This window comes from Streptococcus sp. 1343 (assembly GCF_013277355.1).
Taxonomy (GTDB): Bacteria; Bacillota; Bacilli; order Lactobacillales; family Streptococcaceae; genus Streptococcus; species Streptococcus pseudopneumoniae.
In genome coordinates this window covers 1-23,870 of record NZ_VMMT01000071.1, presented here as the reverse complement: position 1 = coordinate 23,870, position 23,870 = coordinate 1, and the positions used below count along the sequence as shown (strand labels likewise).

At 42.3% G+C, this 23,870-nt stretch carries 28 protein-coding genes and 1 pseudogene; 19 read left to right on the top strand and 10 right to left on the bottom strand.

The annotated features are described in order from the left end of the window. Nucleotides 1-180 precede the first annotated feature (180 nt). Both HT709_RS09915 and HT709_RS09910 read left to right on the top strand, forming a co-directional pair. Nucleotides 181-729 carry a carboxymuconolactone decarboxylase family protein gene (locus HT709_RS09915; protein WP_172925730.1) on the top strand — a complete coding sequence of 183 codons (549 nt, stop codon included), beginning with the start codon at nt 181-183 and terminating at the stop codon, nt 727-729. Between the two features lie 110 nt (nt 730-839). After that, nucleotides 840-1,739, top strand: coding sequence for a TDT family transporter (locus HT709_RS09910; RefSeq protein WP_172925729.1), 900 nt, complete (start codon nt 840-842; stop codon nt 1,737-1,739). 24 nt (nt 1,740-1,763) lie between these two features. Here the strand turns inward: HT709_RS09910 and serS are convergent, their stop codons facing one another. The 3 genes from serS to HT709_RS09895 all read right to left on the bottom strand — a co-directional run bounded on the left by serS (nt 1,764) and on the right by HT709_RS09895 (nt 4,990). Continuing rightward, nucleotides 1,764-3,038, bottom strand: a complete 1,275-nt coding sequence (gene serS, locus HT709_RS09905) for a serine--tRNA ligase (protein WP_050207996.1) — start codon at nt 3,036-3,038, stop codon at nt 1,764-1,766. Nucleotides 3,039-3,251: 213 nt separating this feature from the next. Further along, entirely contained in the window at nt 3,252-3,623 is a 372-nt protein-coding gene (locus HT709_RS09900) for a DUF956 family protein (RefSeq protein ID WP_000079353.1), read from the bottom strand. A 2-nt stretch (nt 3,624-3,625) separates the two neighbouring features. Then, nucleotides 3,626-4,990, bottom strand: coding sequence for an aspartate kinase (locus HT709_RS09895; RefSeq protein WP_138702250.1), 1,365 nt, complete (start codon nt 4,988-4,990; stop codon nt 3,626-3,628). A gap of 187 nt (nt 4,991-5,177) precedes the next feature. On the opposite strand from HT709_RS09895, the gene HT709_RS12095 reads away from it, so the two are divergent. From HT709_RS12095 to HT709_RS09830, 14 genes are all read left to right on the top strand, one after another. Continuing rightward, on the top strand, nt 5,178-5,300 hold the full coding sequence (locus tag HT709_RS12095; protein WP_264175810.1) for a hypothetical protein: 123 nt from the start codon (nt 5,178-5,180) through the stop codon (nt 5,298-5,300). Between the two features lie 59 nt (nt 5,301-5,359). Continuing rightward, nucleotides 5,360-6,145: an enoyl-CoA hydratase gene (locus HT709_RS09890; protein WP_000400065.1), complete on the top strand. Its 786-nt coding sequence runs from the start codon at nt 5,360-5,362 to the stop codon at nt 6,143-6,145. Nucleotides 6,146-6,238: 93 nt separating this feature from the next. Next, on the top strand, nt 6,239-6,673 hold the full coding sequence (locus HT709_RS09885; RefSeq protein WP_000386348.1) for a MarR family transcriptional regulator: 435 nt from the start codon (nt 6,239-6,241) through the stop codon (nt 6,671-6,673). After that, a complete protein-coding gene (locus HT709_RS09880; RefSeq protein WP_000852944.1) occupies nt 6,673-7,647 on the top strand; it encodes a beta-ketoacyl-ACP synthase III in 975 nt (324 codons plus the stop codon). Before HT709_RS09885 ends, HT709_RS09880 begins: the two co-directional genes overlap by 1 nt. Before the next feature lie 58 nt (nt 7,648-7,705). After that, nucleotides 7,706-7,930 (top strand): acyl carrier protein, encoded by a 225-nt coding sequence (locus HT709_RS09875; RefSeq protein WP_000257838.1) that lies wholly within the window; start codon nt 7,706-7,708, stop codon nt 7,928-7,930. 222 nt (nt 7,931-8,152) lie between these two features. Then, nucleotides 8,153-9,127, top strand: coding sequence for an enoyl-[acyl-carrier-protein] reductase FabK (gene fabK, locus HT709_RS09870; RefSeq protein ID WP_023936336.1), 975 nt, complete (start codon nt 8,153-8,155; stop codon nt 9,125-9,127). Then, complete coding sequence (gene fabD, locus HT709_RS09865; RefSeq protein WP_023933124.1) at nt 9,120-10,040, top strand: ACP S-malonyltransferase; 921 nt, start codon at nt 9,120-9,122, stop codon at nt 10,038-10,040. The genes fabK and fabD overlap by 8 nt, the downstream gene beginning before the upstream one ends. Before the next feature lie 33 nt (nt 10,041-10,073). Next, nucleotides 10,074-10,805, top strand: coding sequence for a 3-oxoacyl-[acyl-carrier-protein] reductase (gene fabG / locus HT709_RS09860; RefSeq protein WP_050200973.1), 732 nt, complete (start codon nt 10,074-10,076; stop codon nt 10,803-10,805). Nucleotides 10,806-10,826: 21 nt separating this feature from the next. Continuing rightward, nucleotides 10,827-12,062 carry a beta-ketoacyl-ACP synthase II gene (gene fabF / locus HT709_RS09855; protein WP_000774063.1) on the top strand — a complete coding sequence of 412 codons (1,236 nt, stop codon included), beginning with the start codon at nt 10,827-10,829 and terminating at the stop codon, nt 12,060-12,062. Between the two features lie 2 nt (nt 12,063-12,064). Next, nucleotides 12,065-12,550 carry an acetyl-CoA carboxylase biotin carboxyl carrier protein gene (gene accB, locus HT709_RS09850; RefSeq protein WP_001052244.1) on the top strand — a complete coding sequence of 162 codons (486 nt, stop codon included), beginning with the start codon at nt 12,065-12,067 and terminating at the stop codon, nt 12,548-12,550. Further along, nucleotides 12,547-12,969, top strand: a complete 423-nt coding sequence (gene fabZ / locus HT709_RS09845) for a 3-hydroxyacyl-ACP dehydratase FabZ (protein ID WP_000565515.1) — start codon at nt 12,547-12,549, stop codon at nt 12,967-12,969. The genes accB and fabZ overlap by 4 nt, the downstream gene beginning before the upstream one ends. 11 nt (nt 12,970-12,980) lie before the next feature. Further along, nucleotides 12,981-14,348 (top strand): acetyl-CoA carboxylase biotin carboxylase subunit, encoded by a 1,368-nt coding sequence (gene accC / locus HT709_RS09840; protein WP_000488675.1) that lies wholly within the window; start codon nt 12,981-12,983, stop codon nt 14,346-14,348. 36 nt (nt 14,349-14,384) lie between these two features. Beyond that, entirely contained in the window at nt 14,385-15,251 is an 867-nt protein-coding gene (accD, locus tag HT709_RS09835; RefSeq protein ID WP_023933131.1) for an acetyl-CoA carboxylase, carboxyltransferase subunit beta, read from the top strand. Next, entirely contained in the window at nt 15,248-16,015 is a 768-nt protein-coding gene (locus tag HT709_RS09830; RefSeq protein WP_172925728.1) for an acetyl-CoA carboxylase carboxyl transferase subunit alpha, read from the top strand. Before accD ends, HT709_RS09830 begins: the two co-directional genes overlap by 4 nt. 113 nt (nt 16,016-16,128) lie before the next feature. Here HT709_RS09830 and nusB read toward each other — a convergent pair whose 3' ends face one another. The 6 genes from nusB to gatC form a co-directional block, all read right to left on the bottom strand. Further along, nucleotides 16,129-16,554, bottom strand: coding sequence for a transcription antitermination factor NusB (nusB, locus tag HT709_RS09825; protein ID WP_000203649.1), 426 nt, complete (start codon nt 16,552-16,554; stop codon nt 16,129-16,131). Next, nucleotides 16,547-16,936, bottom strand: a complete 390-nt coding sequence (locus tag HT709_RS09820; RefSeq protein ID WP_172925727.1) for an Asp23/Gls24 family envelope stress response protein — start codon at nt 16,934-16,936, stop codon at nt 16,547-16,549. The genes nusB and HT709_RS09820 overlap by 8 nt, the downstream gene beginning before the upstream one ends. A 21-nt stretch (nt 16,937-16,957) precedes the next feature. Continuing rightward, nucleotides 16,958-17,518, bottom strand: coding sequence for an elongation factor P (gene efp, locus HT709_RS09815; RefSeq protein ID WP_000568643.1), 561 nt, complete (start codon nt 17,516-17,518; stop codon nt 16,958-16,960). Nucleotides 17,519-17,648: 130 nt separating this feature from the next. Next, complete coding sequence (gene gatB, locus HT709_RS09810) at nt 17,649-19,091, bottom strand: Asp-tRNA(Asn)/Glu-tRNA(Gln) amidotransferase subunit GatB (protein ID WP_001008686.1); 1,443 nt, start codon at nt 19,089-19,091, stop codon at nt 17,649-17,651. Beyond that, nucleotides 19,091-20,557 (bottom strand): Asp-tRNA(Asn)/Glu-tRNA(Gln) amidotransferase subunit GatA, encoded by a 1,467-nt coding sequence (gene gatA, locus HT709_RS09805; RefSeq protein ID WP_000143716.1) that lies wholly within the window; start codon nt 20,555-20,557, stop codon nt 19,091-19,093. Before gatA ends, gatB begins: the two co-directional genes overlap by 1 nt. Further along, nucleotides 20,557-20,859, bottom strand: coding sequence for an Asp-tRNA(Asn)/Glu-tRNA(Gln) amidotransferase subunit GatC (gene gatC / locus HT709_RS09800; RefSeq protein WP_000705411.1), 303 nt, complete (start codon nt 20,857-20,859; stop codon nt 20,557-20,559). Before gatC ends, gatA begins: the two co-directional genes overlap by 1 nt. 212 nt (nt 20,860-21,071) lie before the next feature. On the opposite strand from gatC, the gene HT709_RS09795 reads away from it, so the two are divergent. From HT709_RS09795 to HT709_RS12245, 3 genes are all read left to right on the top strand, one after another. Continuing rightward, nucleotides 21,072-22,616, top strand: coding sequence for a peptide chain release factor 3 (locus HT709_RS09795; RefSeq protein ID WP_001025442.1), 1,545 nt, complete (start codon nt 21,072-21,074; stop codon nt 22,614-22,616). Nucleotides 22,617-23,211: 595 nt separating this feature from the next. Next, nucleotides 23,212-23,310 carry a hypothetical protein gene (locus HT709_RS12250; RefSeq protein WP_001810144.1) on the top strand — a complete coding sequence of 33 codons (99 nt, stop codon included), beginning with the start codon at nt 23,212-23,214 and terminating at the stop codon, nt 23,308-23,310. Nucleotides 23,311-23,460: 150 nt separating this feature from the next. After that, nucleotides 23,461-23,697 (top strand): glycosyltransferase, encoded by a 237-nt coding sequence (locus tag HT709_RS12245; protein WP_255209663.1) that lies wholly within the window; start codon nt 23,461-23,463, stop codon nt 23,695-23,697. Between the two features lie 26 nt (nt 23,698-23,723). Here the strand turns inward: HT709_RS12245 and HT709_RS09780 are convergent. Continuing rightward, nucleotides 23,724-23,863, bottom strand: a pseudogene (locus HT709_RS09780) (ISNCY family transposase); the annotation flags it as partial. Between the last annotated feature and the right edge of the window lie 7 nt (nt 23,864-23,870).

Sequence of the window (23,870 nt, the reverse complement as noted above, 5' to 3'; positions counted from 1 at the left end):
AGCTGTACTTGAGTACGGTAAGGCGACGCTGACGCGGTTTGAATTTGATTTTCGAAGAGTATAATATACAACGAAAATCTTATGAGAGGAATAAACCTTTATCTTAAATAAACTTAGGAATCAGGATTTTATAAGATTTTCCAATAATATTAGTGTCAATAACAAGAAAAGAGGTATCTTATGACAACATTTACCATCCATACAGTAGAATCAGCACCAGCAGAAGTGAAAGAGGTTCTTGAAACAGTAGAAAAAGATAACAATGGCTATATTCCCAACCTAATCGGTCTCTTGGCCAATGCACCGACTGCTTTAGAAGCCTACCAAACTGTCGCATCTATCAACCGTCGCAACAGCCTGACACCCGTTGAGCGTGAAGTGGTGCAAATCACGGCAGCCGTGACCAATGGTTGTGCCTTCTGTGTCGCAGGTCACACAGCCTTTTCCATCAAACAAATCCAGATGAATGATGACTTGATTCAAGCTCTTCGCAATCGTACTCCAATTGAAACAAATCCTAAATTGGATACCCTAGCTAAGTTTACTTTGGCAGTTATCAATACCAAGGGTCGTGTAGGAGATGAAGCCTTGTCTGAGTTTTTAGAAGCTGGCTACACCCAACAAAATGCCTTGGATGTGGTTCTTGGTGTCAGCCTAGCAAGCCTCTGTAACTATGCCAACAACCTAGCCAATACCCCAATTAACCCAGAATTGCAACCTTATGCTTAATTCATATCTGAGTAAAAAATGAAGTCTGAAATCAACGGACTTCGTTTTTTATCCCCTCATTTAAGCGCTTTTATGCTATACTGAAACTAACATGATTATTGGAGGTTAGGATGAAAAAACTCCCCTTGGTATTTTCTGGTTGTTTGCTAGGTTTAGCAGGATCTGGAAATCTTATTTTAGATACGTTGCCGGTTCTGTCACATCTTTTTAGTCTGACAGGTTTGATTTTGTGGATTTACTTTCTGCTTCTGCATCTTTTTAATTGGAAAGAAACCAAGCAAGAGTTGACCAAGCCCCCTCTTTTATCAGGAATGGCCACCTTTCCCATGGCTGGGATGATTTTATCGACCTATGTCTTTCGCGTATTCCCTCATCTTCCTTTGGTTGCGCAAGGACTCTGGTGGTGTTCATTTCTCTTGGATTTGGCCTTGATTGCTGGTTTCACCATCAAGTTTGCTTGTCCAGGTAAGAGAGTCAATGCGACTCCAAGTTGGACTGTTCTCTATGTAGGGATAGCAGTGGCTGCTTTAACCTATCCTCTTGTAGGTATCATCGAAATTGCCTATGCGACCTTGAGTTTTGGTTTTCTCCTAACCTTCTATCTCTATCCGCTTATTTATAGCGATTTAAAGAAAAATCCACTCCCATTAGCCTTGCTTGGGCAAGAAGGTATCTACTGTGCTCCCTTTTCTTTGCTTTTGGCTTCTCTGGTTCGAGTTGGAGGAGCTAGCCTACCGACTTGGGTCTTGATTTTCATGCTTTTGGCTTCCCAATCCTTCTTTTTCTTTGTTTTGACTCGCCTACCCAATATTTTAAAACAAGGTTTTCAACCAGCCTTCTCAGCCCTCACCTTCCCGACTATTATCACAGCTACTTCGCTTAAGATGGCTCAGGGAATCTTGAAACTTCCATTTTTGGATTATTTGGTACTGGCTGAAACTGTTATTTGCCTAATCATTTTGCTTTTTGTATTAGGCGCATATCTGAATTGGTTACGAAAAAAGGTCTAGCTAGAAATAGCTAAACTTTATTTTTTATGGTTTGATAACCTCAGCTCCACCCATGTATGGACGAAGTGCTTCTGGGATGGTCACAGAACCATCTTCATTTTGGTAGTTTTCAAGAATAGCAGCCACTGTACGTCCAACTGCAAGTCCAGAACCGTTTAAGGTGTGGAGCAATTTTACTTTGCCATCTGCTTCATCACGGTAACGGATTTGGGCACGACGGGCTTGGAAATCTTCTGTGTTTGAACAGCTTGAAATTTCACGGTAGGTATTTTGTGCTGGAATCCACACTTCCAAGTCGTAAGTCTTCGCAGCTGAGAAGCCCATATCTCCAGTAGAGAGCGCAACGACACGGTATGGAAGGTTGAGTTTTTGAAGAATGTTTTCAGCGTTGGCTGTCATTTTTTCCAATTCTTCGTAAGATTCTTCTGGTTTGGCAAATTTAACCATTTCAACTTTGTGGAATTGGTGCAAACGAATCAAGCCACGAGTATCACGGCCAGCTGAACCAGCCTCAGAACGGAATGATGGGCTCATAGCAGTAAAGTAGATTGGTAGGTCTTTACCGTCAAGGATTTCATCACGGTAGTAGTTTGTCAGAGGAACTTCGGCTGTAGGAATAAGGACATAATTGCTGTCGCTCAATTCAAAAGTATCTTCCTTGAATTTTGGATATTGACCAGTCCCAAACATAGAGTCATGGTTAACCATGTAAGGTGTGATGACTTCCGTATAGCCTTCCTTGCCATGCTCATCCAACATAAAGTTGTAGATAGCACGTTCCAAACGAGCACCGAGACCTTCATAGAAGAGGAAGCGAGCACCCGTTACTTTACCACCGCGTTCCCAGTCAAGGATACCAAGGTCTTCACCGAGATCCCAGTGAGCTTTTGGCTCAAAGTCAAACTCGCGTGGAGTCCCCCAACGGCGAACTTCCACATTGTCATCTTCGTCAGCCCCAACAGGAACACTGTCAGCTGGAATGTTTGGAAGAGTAGTGGTAAATTCTGTCAATTTAGCATCGATGTCTGCCAATTCAGCATCCAAGGCTTTAACCTCAGCAGATAGGTTTTGCATGGCAGCAATCTTGTCATCTGCATTTTCCTTGTTGCGTTTGGCTTGGGCAATCTCAGCAGAAACTGTGTTGCGTTCTGCTTTGAGAGTTTCAACCTTGACCAAAATGTCACGACGTTTAGCATCGATTTCTTTCATCTCATTCAAGACAGTAGCATCTACACCACGTGTAGCCAATTTTTCTGCGACAGCATCAAAGTCTGTACGAATACGTTTGATATCTAACATAAGAACTCCTTTATGAAAAAAGCACACCTGACAAAGCGTTGGAGTGGCAGGGCCACGGTTCCATCCAACTTCACAGGTGTGCACTTGATTGTGTATGTAATTGTTACTAACGGTAGAATTTCACCTATCCCTCCTATCTGCTCGCAGCACCCGCAGACTTTCTGAAAGAAGAAGATAACCTACTTATCCGTTGCTATGATTATACTAAAGTTTCTACTTTTTTGCAAATAGATTTTTAAATTTTTGGCTAATTGTCTGAATCAGGGTCGGAAGTTTGACGACCTTGTCATTACCCAGTTTTTCGCGTGCAATTTTGAGAATAGCACCTGAGTCTTTTGAAGCAAAAAGGAATTTTCCTTTGTCTGTAAAGACTTCGAAGTGGCGACTGATTTTTCGTCCAGTGACATTGGCTCCAATCTGATTGATATGCCCCCAAGGAATCTGGATAAATTGTTCGACATTGACGTCTGGGTAAAATTCTAAGGCCTGATCTCCGACAAGGAATTTCCCAACTTTTCCAGCGATAGAGAGGTAGGAAGTGCCTGTCGTGCTGAGAAGCACTGTTTTATTAAGTGATTGGGCCATGATTAGTCTTCCTTACTTTCTCCGAAAAAGGCATTGTAGAGGGCTTTGATTGCTGCTTTCTCTTGGTCTTTATTGACAACAAACATAATAGAAACTTCACTAGAACCTTGAGACATCATCTGGATGTTGATCTTGTTTTCAGATAGAGCGCGAGTTGCAGTAGCAGTGACACCAATATGGCTCTTCATTTTTTCTCCAACAATCATAATGATTGAAAGGTCGTGTTCGATTTCTGCATGGTCTACTTCAGCCTTTTGAACCAACTGACGCAGGATTTCTTCTTCCTTGATAGGAGTTAGTTCGCGAGAACGGAGGATAATCGAAAGATCGTCGATACCAGTTGGCATATGTTCCCAACCGATGTTAAGATCTTCAAGGATTTGCAGAACCTTGCGTCCAAATCCAACCTCACGGTTCATAAGGTATTTCGACATGTTGATGCTGACAAAGCCTGAGTCACCAGCAATTCCCACAACTGGAAATTCATCACTACTGTGTTTTAGAACGATACGAGTACCTGGGTGGTCAGGGTTATTGGTATTCTTGATAACCAGAGGGATTTTTCCACGGTAGGCAGGAAGAAGAGCTTCGTCATGAAGAACTGAGAATCCTGCATAGGCCAACTCACGCATTTCACGGTAGGTCAACTCAGGGATCGAGTGTGGTTGGTGGATAATACCAGGGTGGGCTGCAAAGATACCATCAACGTCCGTAAAGTTTTCATAGAGGTCGGCTTTTACACCTGCAGCAATGATAGAACCTGTAATATCAGAACCTCCACGTGAGAAAGTACAGATTTGATTTTCCTTGGTAACTCCAAAGAAACCAGGAATGACAAGAACTTCATTTGCATTTGTCAATTCTTCAATCTTGTCATAACTTGATGGAATGATGCGAGCGTGACCAGGTTCACTTGTGACCACAATCCCAGCTTCTCTAGGGTGCATATAGCGTGCATCGATACCATTTTGGTTAAAGTAGGCAGCAATCAATTTGGCATTGTTATTTTCACCGGCTGCTAGGAAAGTATCGTAGAGAAATTCATTTTCATCAATAGGAAGAGTGGCCAAGGCACGAATACTTTTTGAAATTTTTTCTAGCACAGCTGGTTTAAGACCTAGTTCACTAACCATAGCAGCATAGCGGTCGATAATCCAGTTTTGGCTCTTGCTAATATCGTTACCAGCAACATAATCGCGGTAGTATTTAATCAAGGCATCCGTAACCTTAGTATCTTCAGCATTGCGTTTTCCTGGTGCAGAAACAACTACAAAACGACGCTCTGGATCGCTTTTAACGATGTTTAAAACTTTTTCTAATTGACCAGCAGAGGCAAGAGAGCTACCTCCAAATTTAACAACTTTCATAAGAACTCCTAAAGTAAGTATTTTATACGATTATAGCAGAAAGAAAGGCTTTTTTCAATGAAGAAAATAAGATGCTTTATAGGATAAAGCGAGCCTTTCCAATCGGCTGAGACACTTTCAGTCAATTTTTTCTTGCTTTCTGCTCCTGAAAAAGATATACTTTGCAAATAAAATAATTCAATACTCAATGAAAATCAAAGAGCAAACTAGGAAGCTAGCCGTAGTCAGCTCAAAGCACTGCTTTGAGGTTGTGGATAGAACTGACGAAGTCAGCTCAAAATACTGTTTTGAGGATGCAGATGGAAGCTGACGCGGTTTGAAGAGATTTTCGAAGAGTATAAACTGCTTATAAAATAAAAAGGAGCCCTGATGGAACATATTATTTATCAGCTTGAAGAGGATTTGGCAATTATTACTTTAAACCGTCCTGATGTCGCTAATGGTTTCCATATTCCCATGTGTGAGGAGATCTTAGAAGCCTTGACTCTGGCAGAAGAAAATCCAGCTGTGCATTTTATCTTAATCAATGCCAATGGAAAGGTCTTCTCAGTTGGGGGAGATTTGGTAGAGATGAAGCGGGCAGTGGATGAGGATGATATTCCATCATTGACAAAAATCGCAGAGTTGGTCAATACGATTTCTTATAAAATCAAGCAAATAGCCAAACCTGTTTTAATGGAAGTTGACGGTGCTGTTGCAGGTGCCGCAGCGAATATGGCTGTTGCGGCAGATTTCTGTTTGGCGACGGATAAGGCTAAGTTTATCCAAGCCTTTGTTGGTGTTGGTTTGGCTCCAGATGCAGGGGGAATTCATCTCTTGAGCCGCAGTATCGGTGTGACGCGTGCTGCTCAATTAGCTATGACAGGAGAGGCTTTAACGGCAGAAAAAGCCCTAGAATGGGGGTTGGTTTACCGCGTTTCTGAAGCTGAAAAACTTGAAAAGACGAGAGAACAGCTTCTTAAAAAATTAAGACGTGCTTCAAGTAATTCCTATGCTGCCATTAAGAAGTTGGTTTGGGAGAGCCAGTTTAAAGACTGGCAGGGTTACGCTACTTTAGAACTGAACCTACAGAAATCCTTAGCTCAAACAGAGGATTTCAAAGAAGGAGTGCGAGCTCATTCGGAGAGAAGAAGACCTAAATTTACAGGAAAATAAAAAATACTTGCATCATTCTTTGAATTTTGATATAATTCTTTCTGTCAAATGTTTTGATTGTAAAAGTTTTTTGAAGAAGGAGGGATATGAAAAATGGACTACCAACGAATCAATGAATATTTAACATCTATATTTAACAATGTCCTTGTAATTGAGGAAGTGAACTTGAGAGGTAGTCGTTTTAAGGATATCTCCATCAAAGAAATGCATACGATTGATGTCATCGGTAAGGCTCCAGATGTGACTCCAAGTCAAGTGTCAAAAGAGTTGATGGTAACTCTTGGAACTGTTACGACAAGTTTGAACAATTTAGAGCGTAAGGGCTACATTGAGCGAGTTCGGTCAGAACAGGATCGTCGTGTGGTGCATCTGCATTTGACAAAGAAGGGGCGCTTGATCCATAGACTGCATAAACGCTTCCACAAGGCCATGGTAGAAAAAATTATTGATGGCATGAGCGAGGAAGAAATTGATGTTATGAGCAAAGGTTTGACTAATCTTTACCAATTTTTGGAGGATTTGAAATAATGGCTTTTGCAAAAATAAGCCAGGTTGCTCATTATGTGCCAGAGCAAGTGGTTACAAATCACGACTTGGCTCAGATTATGGATACCAATGATGAGTGGATTTCAAGTCGAACGGGAATACGACAAAGGCATATTTCAAGAACAGAATCTACCAGTGATTTGGCTACGGAAGTTGCTAAGAAACTGATGGCAAAAGCTGGAATAATAGGAGAGGAACTGGATTTTATCATCCTAGCTACCATTACTCCAGATTCGATGATGCCCTCTACAGCTGCTCGTGTTCAAGCTAATATTGGTGCTAATAAAGCCTTTGCTTTTGACTTAACCGCGGCTTGCAGTGGATTTGTATTTGCTCTTTCAACTGCTGAAAAGTTTATCGCTTCTGGTCGCTTTCAAAAAGGCTTGGTGATTGGTAGTGAAACCCTCTCTAAGGCAGTCGATTGGTCGGATCGATCAACAGCTGTGTTGTTTGGAGATGGTGCTGGTGGTGTCTTGTTAGAAGCTAGCGAGCAAGAGAATTTCTTAGCTGAGAGTCTCAATAGCGATGGAAGTCGCAGTGAGTGTTTAACTTATGGGCATTCAGGTTTGCATTCTCCATTTTCAGATCAAGAAAGTGCAGATTCATTTTTGAAGATGGATGGACGCGCAGTCTTTGATTTTGCCATTCGAGATGTAGCCAAGTCTATCAAGCAGACTATTGAAGAATCTCCTATAGAGGCGACAGACTTGGATTATCTGCTATTGCATCAGGCTAATATCCGTATTTTGGATAAGATGGCTAGAAAAATTGGTGTTGACCGAGACAAACTTCCAGCCAATATGATGGAATATGGCAATACCAGTGCAGCCAGTATCCCGATTTTACTTTCAGAGTGTGTAGAACAAGGTCTCATCCCTTTAGATGGTAGCCAGACTGTTCTTCTATCAGGCTTCGGTGGAGGCTTGACCTGGGGCACGCTCATTCTTACAATTTAGGTAATCATGTGGTGAACACATTGTTATAAAAAACTATTTATTTTAAAGGAGTCCTATCATGGCAGTATTTGAAAAAGTACAAGAAATTATCGTTGAAGAACTTGGAAAAGATGCATCAGAAGTAACACTTGAATCAACTTTTGATGATTTGGACGCTGATTCATTGGACTTGTTCCAAGTAATTTCAGAAATCGAAGATGCTTTTGATATCCAAATCGAAGCAGAAGATGACTTGAAAACAGTTGGTGACTTGGTTGCCTACGTTGAAGAGCAAACAAAATAATACTCAATGAAAATCAAAGAGCAAACTAGGAAGCTAGCCGCAGGCTGTACTTGAGTACGGCAAGGTGACGCTGACGTGGTTTGAATTTGATTTTCGAAGAGTATAAGCAGAATATAGATAGAAGGAGTAGGGAAACCCGCTCCCTCTTGTTTAGGCAATAGTTTGATTGTCAAATTATGACAGTATCGAACTATTACGTAAGCAAGAAACGATGGAGGCACTATGAAAACGCGTATTACAGAATTATTGAACATTGATTATCCTATCTTTCAAGGAGGAATGGCTTGGGTTGCTGATGGTGATTTGGCAGGGGCTGTTTCTAAAGCTGGAGGACTAGGGATTATCGGTGGGGGAAATGCCCCGAAAGAAGTTGTCAAGGCAAATATTGATAAGATCAAATCATTGACGGATAAACCCTTTGGTGTCAACATCATGCTCTTGTCTCCCTTTGTGGAAGATATTGTAGATCTCGTTATCGAGGAAGGTGTTAAGGTAGTGACAACAGGTGCAGGAAATCCTGGTAAATACATGGAACGTTTCCATGAAGCTGGGATAATCGTTATTCCTGTCGTTCCTAGTGTTGCTTTAGCTAAACGCATGGAAAAAATCGGTGCAGACGCTGTTATTGCAGAAGGAATGGAAGCTGGGGGGCATATCGGTAAATTAACAACCATGACCTTGGTGCGACAGGTAGCCACAGCTGTATCTATTCCTGTTATTGCTGCAGGAGGAATTGCGGATGGTGAAGGTGCTGCGGCTGGCTTTATGCTAGGCGCAGAGGCTGTACAGGTGGGGACACGGTTTGTAGTTGCAAAAGAGTCGAATGCCCATCCAAACTACAAGGAGAAAATTTTAAAAGCAAGGGATATTGATACTACGATTTCAGCTCAGCACTTTGGTCATGCTGTTCGTGCTATTAAAAATCAGTTGACTAGAGATTTTGAACTGGCTGAAAAAGATGCCTTTAAGCAGGAAGATCCTGATTTAGAAATCTTTGAACAAATGGGAGCAGGCGCCCTAGCCAAAGCAGTTGTTCACGGTGATGTGGATGGTGGCTCTGTCATGGCAGGTCAAATCGCAGGGCTTGTTTCTAAAGAAGAAACAGCTGAAGAAATCCTAAAAGATTTGTATTACGGAGCAGCTAAGAAAATTCAAGAAGAAGCCTCTCGCTGGGCAGGAGTTGTAAGAAATGACTAAAACAGCCTTTTTATTTGCTGGTCAAGGTGCCCAGTATCTAGGGGTGGGACGGGATCTCTATGATCACTACCCTATTGTCAAAGAAACGATTGATCGAGCGAGTCAGGTGCTCGGTTATGATTTGCGTTATCTCATCGATAGGGAAGAAGACAAACTCAATCAGACCCGCTATACGCAACCAGCCATTCTAGCGACTTCGGTTGCTATCTACCGTTTATTGCAAGAAAAGGGCTATCAGCCTGATATGGTTGCTGGTTTATCTCTTGGAGAATACTCTGCCTTGGTGGCAAGCGGCGCCTTGGATTTTGAAGATGCGGTTGCCTTGGTAGCTAAGCGTGGAGCCTATATGGAAGAAGCGGCTCCTGCTGACTCTGGCAAGATGGTAGCAGTTCTCAATACGCCAGTAGAGGTCATTGAAGAAGCCTGTCAAAAAGCTTCTGAACTTGGAGTGGTTACTCCAGCCAACTATAACACACCTGCACAAATCGTCATTGCTGGAGAAGTGGTTGCAGTTGATCGAGCGGTTGAACTTTTGCAAGAAGCAGGTGCCAAACGCTTGATTCCTCTCAAGGTGTCAGGTCCCTTTCACACCGCTCTCCTTGAACCTGCTAGCCAGAAACTAGCTGAAACTCTAGCTCAGGTAAGTTTTTCAGATTTTACTTGTCCCCTAGTCGGCAATACAGAAGCTGCTGTGATGCAAAAAGAGGACATTGCTCAGCTCTTGACGCGTCAGGTCAAGGAACCCGTTCGTTTCTATGAAAGTATTGGGGTCATGCAAGAAGCAGGCATAAGCAACTTTATCGAGATTGGACCGGGGAAAGTCTTGTCAGGTTTTGTAAAAAAAATTGATCAAACTGCTCACTTAGCTCATGTGGAAGATCAAGCGAGTTTAGTAGCACTTTTAGAGAAATAGGCTAAAATAAGTAGAAGTTTTGAAAGGAAAAAAATGAAACTAGAACATAAAAATATCTTTATTACAGGTTCGAGTCGTGGAATTGGTCTTGCCATCGCCCACAAGTTTGCTCAAGTAGGAGCCAACATTGTCTTAAACAGTCGTGGGGCAATCTCAGAAGAATTGCTTGCTGAGTTTTCAAACTATGGTATCAAGGTGGTTCCCATTTCAGGAGATGTATCAGATTTTGCAGACGCTAAGCGTATGATTGATCAAGCTATTGCAGAACTGGGTTCAGTAGATGTTTTGGTCAACAATGCAGGGATCACCCAAGATACTCTTATGCTTAAGATGACAGAAGCAGATTTTGAAAAAGTGCTCAAGGTCAATCTGACTGGTGCCTTTAATATGACACAATCAGTCTTGAAACCGATGATGAAAGCCAGAGAAGGTGCTATCATTAATATGTCTAGTGTTGTTGGTTTGATGGGGAATATTGGTCAAGCTAACTATGCTGCTTCTAAGGCTGGCTTGATTGGCTTTACCAAGTCTGTGGCACGCGAGGTCGCTAGTCGGAATATACGAGTCAATGTGATTGCTCCAGGAATGATTGAGTCTGATATGACAGCTATCTTATCAGATAAGATTAAGGAAGCTACACTAGCTCAGATTCCGATGAAAGAATTTGGGCAGGCAGAGCAGGTTGCAGATTTGACAGTATTTTTAGCAGGCCAAGATTATCTAACTGGTCAAGTGGTTGCCATTGATGGTGGCTTAAGTATGTAGCGAAAGCTAGAGGTGAAAAGAATGAAACTAAATCGAGTAGTGGTAACAGGTTATGGAGTAACATCTCCAATCGGAAATACACCAGAAGAATTTTGGAATAGTTTAGCAACTGGGAAAATCGGCATTGGTGGCATTACAAAATTTGATCATAGTGACTTTGATGTTCATAATGCGGCAGAAATCCAAGATTTTCCGTTCGATAAATACTTTGTAAAAAAAGATACCAACCGTTTTGATAACTATTCTTTATATGCCTTGTATGCAGCCCAAGAGGCTGTAAATCATGCCAATCTTGATGTAGAGGCTCTTAATAGGGATCGTTTTGGTGTTATCGTTGCATCTGGTATTGGTGGAATCAAGGAAATTGAAGATCAGGTACTTCGCCTTCATGAAAAAGGGCCCAAACGTGTCAAACCAATGACTCTTCCAAAAGCTTTACCAAATATGGCTTCTGGGAATGTAGCCATGCGTTTTGGTGCAAACGGTGTTTGTAAATCTATCAATACTGCCTGCTCTTCATCAAATGATGCGATTGGGGATGCCTTCCGCTCCATTAAGTTTGGTTTCCAAGATGTGATGTTGGTGGGAGGAACAGAAGCTTCTATCACACCTTTTGCCATCGCTGGTTTCCAAGCCTTAACAGCTCTCTCTACTACAGAGGATCCAACTCGTGCTTCGATCCCATTTGATAAGGATCGCAATGGGTTTGTTATGGGTGAAGGTTCAGGGATGTTGGTTCTAGAAAGTCTTGAACACGCTGAAAAACGTGGAGCTACTATCCTGGCTGAAGTGGTTGGTTACGGAAATACTTGTGATGCCTACCACATGACTTCTCCACATCCAGAAGGTCAGGGAGCTATCAAGGCCATCAAACTAGCCTTGGAAGAAGCTGAGATTTCTCCAGAGCAAGTAGCCTATGTCAATGCTCACGGAACGTCAACTCCTGCCAATGAAAAAGGAGAAAGTGGTGCTATCGTAGCTGTTCTTGGTAAGGAAGTACCTGTATCATCAACCAAGTCTTTTACAGGACATTTGCTGGGGGCTGCGGGTGCAGTAGAAGCTATCGTCACCATCGAAGCTATGCGTCATAACTTTGTACCAATGACAGCTGGGACAAGTGAAGTATCAGATTATATCGAAGCTAATGTCGTTTATGGACAAGGCTTGGAGAAAGAAATTCCATACGCTATTTCAAATACTTTTGGTTTTGGAGGCCACAATGCAGTTCTTGCTTTCAAACGTTGGGAGAATAGATAAGTATGAATTTAAACGATATTAAAGACTTGATGACTCAATTTGACCAGTCAAGTTTGAGAGAATTTTCTTATAAAAATGGGACGGATGAGTTGCAGTTTAGCAAGAATGAAGCAAGACCTGTGCCTGAAGTTGCAACTCAAGTCGCTCCAGCACCCGTTCTAGCAACACCGAGTCCAGTAGCTCCTACATCTGCTCCAGCAGAGACTGTAGCAGAAGAAGTTCCAGCTCCAGCTGAAGCAAGTGTGGCTACTGAGGGAAATCTTGTAGAGAGTCCACTTGTTGGAGTGGTTTACTTGGCTGCTGGACCAGATAAACCTGCCTTCGTTACAGTTGGTGATAGTGTCAAAAAAGGTCAAACATTGGTAATTATCGAAGCCATGAAAGTCATGAATGAAATCCCAGCTCCTAAGGATGGTGTGGTAACGGAAATTCTCGTCTCTAACGAAGAAATGGTTGAGTTTGGTAAAGGATTGGTACGTATCAAATGATCGATATTCAAGGAATCAAAGAAGCCCTTCCCCACCGTTATCCTATGCTTCTAGTGGACCGTGTCTTGGAAGTGAGCGAGGATACCATTGTTGCTATCAAAAATGTGACCATCAACGAGCCTTTCTTTAACGGTCATTTTCCTCAATACCCAGTTATGCCAGGTGTCCTGATTATGGAAGCCTTGGCGCAAACTGCTGGTGTGTTGGAGTTATCAAAACCTGAAAATAAAGGAAAACTGGTCTTTTACGCTGGTATGGACAAGGTTAAGTTCAAGAAGCAAGTTGTACCAGGCGACCAATTGGTTATGACAGCGACTTTTGTAAAACGTCGTGGCACCATAGCTGTGGTTGAAGCAAAGGCTGAAGTGGATGGCAAGCTTGCAGCCAGTGGTACCCTTACTTTTGCAATTGGGAACTAAGGAGGTTCTCCATGTTTCGAAAAATTTTAATTGCCAATCGTGGTGAAATTGCGGTTCGTATTATCCGTGCGGCACGTGAATTGGGGATTGCGACGGTAGCGGTTTATTCAACTGCTGATAAGGAAGCTCTTCATACGCTTTTGGCAGATGAAGCAGTTTGTATTGGTCCTGGCAAGGCAACAGAGTCTTATCTCAATATTAATGCAGTTCTATCAGCTGCAGTCTTGACTGAGGCAGAAGCTATTCACCCTGGTTTTGGATTTCTCAGTGAAAATTCCAAATTTGCGACCATGTGTGAAGAAGTAGGTATCAAGTTTATCGGTCCATCTGGTCATGTTATGGATATGATGGGGGATAAGATCAATGCGCGTGCTCAGATGATTAAAGCAGGTGTGCCTGTTATACCAGGTTCAGATGGAGAAGTGCATAACTCTGAAGAAGCTTTAATTGTTGCTGAAAAAATTGGCTATCCTGTTATGCTCAAGGCTTCAGCAGGTGGAGGTGGTAAAGGGATTCGTAAGGTTGAAAAACCAGATGACCTCGTTTCTGCCTTTGAAACTGCCTCTAGTGAGGCCAAGGCCAATTATGGCAATGGTGCCATGTACATAGAACGGGTTATCTATCCAGCTCGGCACATTGAGGTTCAAATCCTAGGTGATGAGCATGGACATGTGATTCACTTGGGTGAACGGGATTGTTCTCTTCAAAGGAATAACCAAAAGGTTTTGGAAGAAAGTCCCTCGATTGCAATCGGAAAAACGCTGCGTCATGAAATAGGTGCTGCTGCTGTTCGAGCGGCAGAGTTTGTTGGCTATGAGAATGCAGGAACCATTGAATTTCTTCTTGATGAAGCAAGTAGCAATTTCTATTTCATGGAGATGAATACTCGTGTTCAGGTAGAACATCCAGTAACAGAGTTTGTTTCAGGTGTTGATATCGTTAAGGAACAGATTTGCATTGCGGCAGGTCAGCCTTTGTCTGTTAAGCAAGAAGATATTGTCCTACGCGGTCATGCCATCGAGTGTCGTATCAATGCAGAAAACCCAGCCTTTAACTTTGCTCCAAGTCCAGGTAAGATTACTAATCTCTATCTGCCAAGTGGTGGAGTTGGCTTGCGCGTGGATTCAGCAGTTTATCCAGGTTATACCATTCCGCCTTATTATGATAGTATGATTGCCAAAATCATAGTACACGGCGAAAATCGTTTTGACGCCTTGATGAAAATGCAACGTGCCCTCTATGAATTAGAAATTGAAGGAGTGCAGACCAATGCAGATTTCCAGCTTGACCTCATTTCAGATCGCAATGTCATTGCTGGGGATTATGATACTTCCTTCTTGATGGAAACCTTCTTACCTAAATATCAAGAAAAAGAATAAAATGACTTTAAGAGTTTAAACCGAAAAGGGGAATCAATGGCTCTATTTAGTAAAAAAGATAAGTATATTCGAATCAATCCCAATCGTTCGGTTAGGGAAAAACCTCAAGCTAAGCCAGAGGTTCCAGATGAATTATTTTCCCAGTGTCCAGGCTGTAAGCATACCATTTATCAGAAGGATCTGGGAAGTGAGCGTATCTGTCCGCACTGTAGCTATACCTTTCGTATTTCTGCCCAAGAACGCTTGGCTTTGATGATTGATATGGGAACCTTCAAGGAATTGTTTACAGGGATTGAAAGCAAGGATCCCTTGCATTTCCCTGGTTATCAAAAGAAACTAGCAACTATGCGTGAAAAAACAGGTCTGGATGAAGCCGTTGTGACAGGAACAGCTCTTATAAAAGGTCAGACTGTGGCTCTTGGGATTATGGATTCTAACTTTATCATGGCTTCTATGGGTACGGTTGTAGGTGAAAAAATCACTCGTTTGTTTGAGTATGCGACTGTCGAAAAATTGCCAGTTGTCCTATTCACAGCCTCTGGTGGAGCCCGTATGCAGGAAGGAATCATGAGTCTCATGCAGATGGCTAAGATCTCTGCGGCGGTTAAACGCCATTCAAATGCTGGTCTCTTTTACCTGACCATTTTGACAGATCCAACGACTGGTGGTGTGACAGCTTCTTTCGCTATGGAAGGCGATATCATTCTGGCTGAACCACAGAGCTTGGTTGGTTTTGCTGGGCGTCGTGTGATTGAAAATACGGTTCGTGAAAGCTTGCCTGAGGATTTCCAAAAGGCAGAATTCCTATTAGAACATGGCTTTGTGGATGCTATTGTCAAAAGAAGAGACTTACCAGATATGATTGCTAGCCTAGTCAGATTGCATGGAGGGAGTCCTAGATGAATATTGCAAAAATAGTCAGAGAAGCGCGTGAGCAGAGTCGCTTGACAACCTTGGACTTTGCGACAGGCATTTTTGATGAATTTATCCAATTACATGGTGACCGTTCTTTTCGTGATGATGGTGCAGTTGTTGGTGGTATTGGTTGGCTTGGAGACCAAGCTGTAACAGTGGTTGGTATCCAAAAAGGCAAGAGTTTGCAAGACAACCTCAAACGGAATTTTGGCCAACCACATCCAGAAGGCTACCGAAAGGCACTGCGGTTGATGAAACAGGCTGAGAAATTTGGCCGTCCAGTTGTGACCTTTATCAATACAGCAGGTGCTTATCCTGGTGTCGGAGCGGAAGAACGTGGACAGGGAGAAGCTATTGCTCGCAATCTCATGGAAATGAGTGATTTGAAAGTTCCTATTATTGCCATCATTATCGGTGAAGGTGGTTCAGGTGGAGCTCTGGCTCTAGCTGTCGCGGATCGTGTCTGGATGCTGGAAAATTCTATCTATGCCATTCTCAGTCCAGAAGGCTTTGCTTCCATTTTATGGAAGGACGGTACTCGCGCCATGGAAGCAGCAGAACTGATGAAAATCACTTCACACGAGCTACTAGAAATGGACGTGGTGGACAAGGTGATTTCTGAAGCAGGACTTTCTAGTAAAGAACTGATTAATAATGTCAAAAAAGAACTTCAAGCTGAGCTGGCTAGACTTTCACAAAAACCGCTAGAAGAGTTGCTGGAAGAACGCTATCAACGATTTAGAAAATACTAATACCTCAGAATACGCAAAAACTAGAACTGGCAGTTAGTTCTAGTTTTTATGTGGTTCTTACTCTGTATCAAGGACGAAGTAAAAGGTGCTTGGAAGACCAAACACCTTTTCGATTATTCATTTTTTTCTGTTACAAACTGGCTGAGCAGTCCGTTGATAAAGCGGGCTGATTTTTGATCTGAAAAATTCTTAGCGAGTTCAATAGCTTCATTGACTGCTACCAGCTGAGGTGTATCAAATGATGTGATTTCAAAGATACCCAAGCGTAGTAAGTTTTTTTCGACCAAAGTCAAACGTTCAACTGTCCAGCCTGACTTGAGGTGCTGGTTAATTTGTGTATCCAACTCGTCTTTTTGTGCTTGAACACCAGAAACCAAATTTAGAAGAAAGGCTGGGATTTGCACATCTGCATCTTCACGGTCATGTGTGTAGGCAAAGCGACAAGCTGTTTCCATATCTGTGTCGAATTCAAGGCTCATAAGAGCTTGAAAAGCGCCTTTACGAAGTTCGCGTCTAGATTCTAATAATGGACTAGTCATTGAGGAAGTCCTCGTTAAATAGATCTTTCAACTCTGGTTTAGGTGTTTTGTCTGGAACAATTCCTGTAACATGGATATTGACAGCAGAAAGTTCCACATCAGCCATATCATGGACAGCATCTTTGACTGCTTTTTGAATAGCAATAGCTACTTTTGGTACTTTCACACCGTACTCAAGATAGAGATAGATGTCAGCAGTTAGCTCTTCATTGTTTTCTTTTAAGTAGACGCCGCGACCAAGAGAGAGTTTTGATAGGGTGTCAGATACGGATTTATTTGAAAATGAGTGGACACCATCAACTTTAGCAGTTGCGATGGCAATGATTTTTTCAAGTACACGTGGAACGATAACGATTTCGCCAAATTGTTCTTCAATTCCCATAGAATGACCTCTTTCTAGAGATTAGGCACGAGAAACGTAAGTTCCTTCTGCAGTGTTGATGATCAATTTTTGTCCAGCTTCTATGAAGTCTGGAACGTTGACAACAAGTCCAGTTTCCATGGTTGCTGGTTTACCAGAACCTGTAACAGTAGCACCTTTGATAGATGGTTGTGTTTCAGCAACTGTCAATTCAACAGTAGTTGGTACAGTTACACCGATTACTTCAGTTCCGTAGAATTGGATTTTCACATCAGAGTTTTCAAGGATGTAAAGCAACTCATTTTCAACATTTACGACTGGTATTTCGTATTGGTCGTAAGTTTCAGTGTTCATGAAGTAGGCAGTTTCATCCATTTTGTACAAGTATTGAGCTGGAACAGTTTCGATAATAGCTTGTTCGAATTTTTCTTCTGGACGGTAGCTTGTATCAAATGTAGAACCAGTACGGACATCACGCAATTTCATACGCATGATTGTGTTCCCTTTACCTGGTTTGTGGTGGCTAGCTTCCAAAACGCGGATCAATTTTCCGTCTGCAGTTTCAAATGTCATACCAGCTTTCAATTTGCTTGCTTCAATCATGTTTTTACCTCTTTAATAAATATTATTACTCTTCATTTTACCATAAAATCTTCTGGAAATAAAGCCAAAATAGTTATTGGGATTTGGTAGGGGAGAAAAAACCAACCCCAGGGCTGGTTTCTTTCAAATTTTAATCTTCTTTCAACTTCGCCAATTCCTGTGCAAGTAGTTTAAGGGCAACTTGTGGGTTGGCTTGGCCTTTGGTTGCCTTCATAAGGAATCCTGTAAAGGCCTTGTCGGCGTTACGTTTGCCTGACTTGAAGTCGGCAACTGCGGCTTCGTTATCCGCAAAGACTTGGTGGATAATTGGAATCAAGACAGCTGGATCTGAGATTTGAACCATACCTGCTTTTTCCACATATTCACGCGCGCCACCGCCATTTTTAGCCAGGTGGACAAAGACTTTCTTGGCAATCTTAGAAGAGATAGTACCGTCTTCGATGATGGCAATCATTTCAACCAAGTTTTCTGGTGTCAATTCGATTTGTTCCAGCGTCTTGCTTTCAGCATTCAAGAACTGAGCGACTTCCCCTTGGAGCCAGTTAGAGACTTGTTTGGCATCACCACCTAGGGCAACAGCTTTTTCAAAGAAGTCAGAAGTGACTTTATTAGCAGTCAACTGACTAGCATCGTAGTCTGATAAACCAAGGTCAGATACATAACGCGCACGACGTTCTTTTGGAAACTCTGGCAACTCAGTCCGCATTTCCTCAATCCACTCGTCAGAAATTTCAAAGAGGGGTAGGTCTGGTTCTGGGAAGTAGCGGTAGTCAGCAGCCCCTTCCTTGACACGCATGAGGATGGTTGCTTTATTCGCTTCATCGTAACGGCGTGTTTCTTGGCGGATTTGACCACCTGAGCGAAGAATTTCAGCCTGGCGTCGGACTTCGTATTCAAGACCTTTACGAACGTTTGAGAAGGAGTTGAGGTTCTTCAATTCAGTCTTGGTACCGAATTTCTCTTGACCATAAGGACGAAGGGAGATGTTGGCATCCACACGCATCGAACCTTCCTCCATCTTAACGTCAGAAATGCCAGCGTACTGGATAACTTCCTTGAGGGCTGTCAGATAAGCATAGGCTTCTTCAGGAGAACGCATATCTGCCTCAGATACAATCTCAATCAAGGGAACCCCTTGGCGGTTGAGGTCAACATAAGAGTAGCCATCTGTACCATGGGTGTTTTTACCAGCGTCTTCCTCTAGGTGGGCACGTTCGATACCGATTTTCTTGGTCGTACCGTCTTCTAGTTCGACTTCAATCCAGCCATTATATCCGATTGGTTCATCAAATTGAGAAATTTGGTAGGCTTTGGGGTTATCAGGATAGAAGTAGCTCTTGCGGTCAAAGTGCATCTTTTTGTGGATGTCCATGTTGAGGGCAAGAGCAGCCTTGATTCCGGCATCGACAACCCCTTTATTGAGAACTGGCAGAACTCCTGGGAAAGACCAGTCAATCACGTTAGTGTTGGCATTTTGATCATTTCCGAAGTGGGCAGAAGTAGGTGAGAAGATTTTTGAATTGGTGTTGAGCTCTACGTGGACTTCAAGTCCGATGACTGTTTCAAAGTTCATTAGTTGTCACCTCCAAAAATCTCGGGTTGTTGTTTGTGGTAGTCTGTTGTTGCTTCAAAAGCAGCAGCAGCTTGGTAAATGGTTTCCTCAGAGTACTTGGGACCAATCAATTGGAGTCCGACAGGTAGACCTTGAGAGAATCCAGCAGGAATCGAAATTCCAGGCAGTCCTGCCAAGTTTACAGGTATGGTCAATAGGTCGGCTAAGTACATGGCAACTGGGTCATGGTTGAGAGAATTCAAGTCATAGGCAACACTTGGAGCAGTTGGACCCAAAATCAAATCATAATCCACGAAGACTTTTTCGAAATCTTGAATGATAAGTGTACGAACCTGTCCAGCTTTCTTATAGTAAGCATCGTAGTAACCTGATGAAAGGCTGAAAGTACCTAGCATGATACGACGTTTCACCTCTTCACCAAAACCTTGGCTACGGCTGTTTACATAGATTTCATCAAGATTTGTCGCATCCTCTGCGCGGTAGCCGTAACGGATACCGTCAAAGCGTTGCAAGTTTGATGAAGCTTCTGATGAAGCGATGATGTAGTATACGGCAACTCCGTATTTAGAGTGAGGAAGGCTGACTTCTTCGACGATAGCACCCAATTTTTCAAAGTGTTTGGCTGCATTCAGAATGGTTTCCTTAACCTCTGGGTCAATCCCTTCGCCTAGATATTCCTTAGGTAAAGCAATTTTCATGCCCTTGATGTCTTGACCAATTTTTGAAGTAAAGTCGGCAATGCGGACAGGGGCAGAAGTAGAGTCTTTGGCATCTTCGCAGGCAATAGCGTTGAGCAAGAGGGCATTTTCCTTAACAGTTGGTGCGAAAGGTCCGATTTGGTCTAATGAGCTACCGAAGGCAATGAGACCGAAACGAGAAACTGTTCCGTAGGTTGGTTTGAGACCAACGATCCCGTTGAAGGCAGCAGGTTGGCGGATGGAACCACCCGTATCAGAACCAAGTGACAAGCGGACTTGTCCTGAGGCTACAGCTGCAGCTGAACCACTTGATGAACCACCAGGAACCTTGCTGTGGTCCCAAGCATTTTTAGTTGCTCCGTAGTGAGAAGTCTCACCAGAACCACCCATGGCAAATTCGTCCATGTTAGTTTTTCCTACGACAATCATGCCCTTGGCTTTTGCATTAGCAACAGCTGTCGCATCAAAGATCGGCTCGTAGTTGTAGAGCATTTTTGAGGCAGCGGTTGTGAGAATACCGTCTGTAGAGATGTTATCCTTTACTGCAAGCGGAATTCCTGAAAGGACATTATCAGTGTCAATTCCAGCTTCATCAATGGCTTTAGCTTGAACAAGAGCTTGCTCTTCAGCGATGGTAACAAAAGCGTTGATAGCTGTCTCGCGAGACTTGATATCTTCAAGCGTAGCTTGTGTTAATTCTGTTGCAGAAATTTCCTTAGAGACAAGGAGATTGTGCAAGTCTTCAATGGTTTTATTGTTGAAAGTCATTAGGCATCTCCTCCATCGTCTAGGATAGCTGGTACCTTGATATAGTAGTTGTCTTTTTCAGGTACGTTTTTAAACAAGCGATCACGGTCTGTTCCTTCTTCAGCCACATCAGGGCGGAGTACGGTCTTGCGGTCAGCCATGGTCGTAGTAGGTGCGACACCAGTTGTGTCAACTTCGCCCAGCAATTCAACCATGTCAACAATTTTAGACAAGGTCGTTGCAAAGGCAGCAGTTTCTTCTTCAGAGAATTTTAATTTTGAAAGATTGGCAACGTGTGTTACCTCTTCTTGCGTAATTTTCATCTTGCATCCTTTCGTGAAATGATGATTTTTAGTCTGTTCTATTTTACCATATTTTCCTATAAATAAGGGAGGGGGAAGTGAAAAGAAATAGAAATTGAAAAAAATGCTAAAATCCGATATAATGGAGTGTTGAAAGGAATGGTAAAATCCAATGTAAAAATCATTCTTAGCTATTGAAACAAGAAAAATAGAGAATCAAAGAAAGAGAACTTATGAATATTCAAGAAGAAATTAAGAAACGTCGTACCTTTGCCATCATCTCTCACCCAGACGCGGGGAAAACAACCATCACTGAGCAGTTGCTCTACTTTGGGGGCGAGATTCGTGAGGCTGGTACCGTAAAAGGAAAGAAAACAGGGACTTTTGCCAAGTCTGACTGGATGGATATCGAGAAGCAACGTGGGATTTCGGTTACTTCATCTGTGATGCAGTTTGACTACGATGGCAAGCGCGTGAATATCCTTGACACACCAGGGCATGAGGATTTCTCAGAAGATACCTATCGTACCTTGATGGCGGTGGATGCTGCGGTCATGGTCGTGGACTCTGCCAAGGGTATCGAGGCGCAGACAAAGAAATTGTTTGAAGTTGTCAAACACCGTGGTATTCCAGTCTTTACCTTTATGAACAAGCTAGACCGTGACGGTCGTGAGCCACTGGACCTCTTGCAAGAATTGGAAGAAGTCTTGGGTATTGCGAGCTATCCGATGAACTGGCCAATCGGGATGGGGAAAGCTTTTGAAGGGCTCTATGACCTCTATAACCAACGCTTGGAGCTCTATAAGGGGGATGAGCGTTTTGCCAGTTTAGAAGATGGGGACAAGCTTTTTAGCAGCAATCCTTTCTACGAGCAGGTAAAAGATGATATTGAACTTTTAAATGAAGCTGGAAATGAGTTTTCAGAGGAAGCTATCCTTGCTGGAGAATTGACACCTGTCTTCTTCGGTTCGGCTTTGACAAATTTTGGTGTGCAGACCTTCCTTGAGACTTTCCTTAAGTTTGCTCCAGAACCACATGGACACAAGAAAACAGATGGCGAAATTGTGGATCCTTACGACAAGGATTTTTCAGGATTTGTCTTTAAAATCCAAGCCAATATGGACCCTCGTCACCGTGACCGCATTGCCTTTGTCCGTATCGTATCTGGTGAATTTGAGCGCGGTATGAGTGTTAACCTGCCTCGTACTGGTAAGGGGGCTAAACTGTCGAATGTGACTCAGTTTATGGCGGAAAGTCGTGAGAATGTAACCAATGCCGTGGCAGGTGATATCATCGGGGTTTACGATACAGGTACTTATCAGGTTGGTGACACTTTGACAGTTGGAAAAAACAAGTTTGAGTTTGAACCGCTGCCAACCTTTACTCCTGAAATTTTCATGAAAGTATCTGCTAAGAACGTTATGAAACAAAAATCTTTCCACAAGGGAATCGAGCAATTGGTGCAAGAAGGAGCTATTCAGCTTTATAAGAATTACCAAACAGGCGAGTACATGCTGGGAGCTGTTGGTCAACTTCAGTTTGAAGTCTTTAAGCACCGTATGGAAGGCGAGTACAATGCAGAAGTGGTCATGAGCCCAATGGGTAAAAAGACCGTTCGTTGGATTAAACCTGAGGACTTGGATGAACGCATGTCATCAAGCCGCAATATCTTGGCTAAAGACCGTTTCGACCAATCAGTCTTTCTCTTTGAAAATGACTTTGCTCTCCGTTGGTTTGCGGACAAGTATCCAGATGTAGAGTTGGAAGAGAAGATGTGACTCAGTACCAACAATTGGAACTAAAGTTCCTAATTGTTGGACGCTAGTCGCTATTTGGCGAACTAGCTAATTGCCTCACTAACTGAGTTTTACAAATGGAATTGATTTGTAAAACTCAGTGTCGTAGTTCAGTAAATTTATTTGATTGTGTAACAATCTAAGTAACTAACGAGTCTGGGACAAAAGTCTAACCTTAAATATAAAAAGCGAACAAAACAAGTTATCTGACACTCAGAATTCTGTTTTGTTTGCTTTTTTGTCTAATCTATCGATTTTAAAAACTTATAATAAAGAATTCATAAAATCAAAATCTTTTTGTCCCAGACTCTAGGCGCTCCACTAGTAAAGTTTTACGAATAATATCGATTCGTAAAACTTTACGTCGTAACTGGTAGTGAGCGGTCTAGCTAACTGCCTTACTAACTACGTTTGGCAAATGAAATCGATTTGTAAAACTCCGTGTCGTAATGTAAAAATTGTAAACCGTAATGGGACTTCATCTAAAATCTCCACTGGTATGGTTTTACGAACGAATAGGCGAAAATAATGGTTACGTAGAAACATATGATGGGAATAAAAAGAAATGAGATAAAGAGTGAAAGAAGAGAAAAAAGCGATTGTCTTAGGTGCAGATAATGCTTATATGGATAAAGTTGAAACAACAATAAAATCTCTTTGTGTTCATCTATTATAATCTTAAGTTTTATGTTTTTAATGATGACCTTCCGCGAGAATGGTTCCAATTGATGGAAAAAAGACTAGAGACTTTGAATAGTGAGATTGTGAATGTTTAGATTGACAGTAGTATTCTGAAAGGTTATCGTCTCCCCTTTGAGGGACTTTCATATGCGGCTTTTTTAGGTATTTTATTCCAAAGTATGTAAGCGAGTCTCGTGTACTGTATTTGGATTTAGATATTGTTGTAAGAAAATCGATAGATGAGCTGTGGGATTTGGACTTGACGGATATACCCTTAGCTGCAGTTAGAGATGATTTTTATACACATAATTTTAATTCTGGTGTTCTGTTAATCAACAATGGTATGTGGAGAGCAGAAAATGTCACGCAAGACCTGATTTAAGACACAAATAAAAAATCTTCCAATTCTCTGTTTCCGTGTCTGAAGGTTTCTTTTCCTTTCTGTTGATAGACTAGTAGCAGATGATTGATTTGTCTTTCAGAAAGATTAAGTTCGACAAGGCTTGTTTCTTTGTTTTCTTTCCTTGGGCAATAGCTGTTATAGTCATTTAGTTT